This is a genomic window from Streptomyces sp. NK08204 (assembly GCF_020400585.1).
GTDB lineage: Bacteria > Actinomycetota > Actinomycetes > Streptomycetales > Streptomycetaceae > Streptomyces.
Map to the genome: position 1 here is coordinate 1 of NZ_JAINVF010000061.1, position 1,681 is coordinate 1,681.

The window sequence follows — 1,681 nt, forward strand, 5'->3', positions numbered from 1 at the left end:
CGCCCGCCGGATCCCGGTGGACTACGCCTCGCACTCCGCGCACGTCGACAGGATTCGCACCGAGCTGCTGGAGGTGCTGGCCGACGTTGCTCCCCGCCCCTCCTCAGTGCCGTTCTACTCCACGGTCACTGCGACGGAGTTGGACACTACGACGCTCGACGCGGAGTACTGGTACACCAACCTGCGCCAGACGGTTCGCTTCGACGAGACCGTCCGCGCCCTGCTGGCCGCGGGCCACCGCGCGTTCGTCGAGGCGAGCCCGCACCCGGTGCTCACCGCCGCGGTCCAGGAAACCGTGGAGCAACAAGGCGACTCCGAGGCGCTGGTGCTGGCTTCGCTGCGTCGCGACGAGGGCGGGCCGACGCGGTTCCTGCTCTCGCTGGCACAGGCACACGTGGGCGGCATACGGGTGGACTGGTCGCCGCTGTTCGCCGGAACCGGCGCGCGGCGGGTCGAGCTGCCCACCTACGCGTTCCAACGCCGCCGTTACTGGCTGGAGCCCGCCGCCACCATGGCGGACGTGGCGTCGGCCGGGCTGGGCACCACCGAACACCCGCTGCTGGGCGCGGTGGTGACCCCGGCGGACGCCGACACCTTGCTGCTCACCGGCCGCCTGTCGCTGCGCACGCACCCCTGGTTGGCCGACCACACGGTGTCGGGCGTCACCCTGCTCCCGGGGACAGGATTCGTCGAACTCGCCCTGCGGGCGGGGGACTCGGCCGGCTGTGACCGCATCGAGGAGCTGACCCTGGAGGCACCGCTGGTGCTGCCCGCGCAGGACGCGGTCCAGCTGCAGCTGGTGGTCGGCTCGCCGGACGCCGCAGGTCGGCGCGCGGTGAGCGTGTACGCCCGACCGGACGACGCGCAGGACCAGCCCTGGACGCGGCATGCCACCGGAACGCTCGCCGTCGGCACCGCCGCGGCGCCTGCGGGGGAGACGGCCGAGCCGGCCGCCTGGCCCCCGGCGGGTGCCCAGGCGGTCGGCATCGAGGACCTGTACGAGCGGCTGGCCGCGGCAGGCCTCGGGTACGGGCCGGCCTTCCAGGGGCTGGAGGCGGTGTGGCGGCGTGGCGAGGAGGTCTTCGCGACCGTCGCCCTGCCGGCGGAGCAGCGCGCGGACGCGGCCCGCTTCGGCGTGCACCCGGCGCTGCTCGACGCGGCGCTGCACGCGGTCGCGGCCGGCCCGCGGACGCTGGAAGGCGCAACCCCCCAGCCCAGCCTCCCCTTCGTGTGGTCCGGCGTGGCGCTGCACGCCACCGGCGCGACGGCGCTGCGAGTGCGGTTGGTGCCGACGGGATCGGGGACCCTGTCGCTCCTCGTCGCCGACGAGTCGGGCCGGCCGGTGGCCTCGGTGGACGCGCTGGCGACCCGTCCGATCTCGACCGAGCAGCTGGCAGCCGCTCGCGATGGCTCCCAGGACTCGCTGTTCCGGCTGCACTGGACCGGCCTGCCGACACCGCCCACCCCTGCGTCCGCGGACCGGTGGGCCGTGCTCGACGGCGGATTCGCGCTGCCGACGGGCGCCGACGTGCCCACCTACCCGGACCTCGCCGCACTGGCCCAGGCCGTCGCCGAAGGCGCCGCGCTCCCCGAGGCGGTGTTCGTCCCCGTCACCGCCGACTCCGGATCGTCCGGTATGGACGCCGCCGCGCTGCGCGAGGCGCTGCGGCGCACGGTCGAG

Annotated in this window: 1 protein-coding gene; it reads left to right on the plus strand. The window is 75.2% G+C overall.

All coding sequences use genetic code 11. The annotated features are described in order from the left end of the window. A partial coding sequence (locus K7G59_RS34280; protein ID WP_225840627.1) for an acyltransferase domain-containing protein occupies positions 1 to 1,681 on the plus strand: 1,681 nt, incomplete at both ends.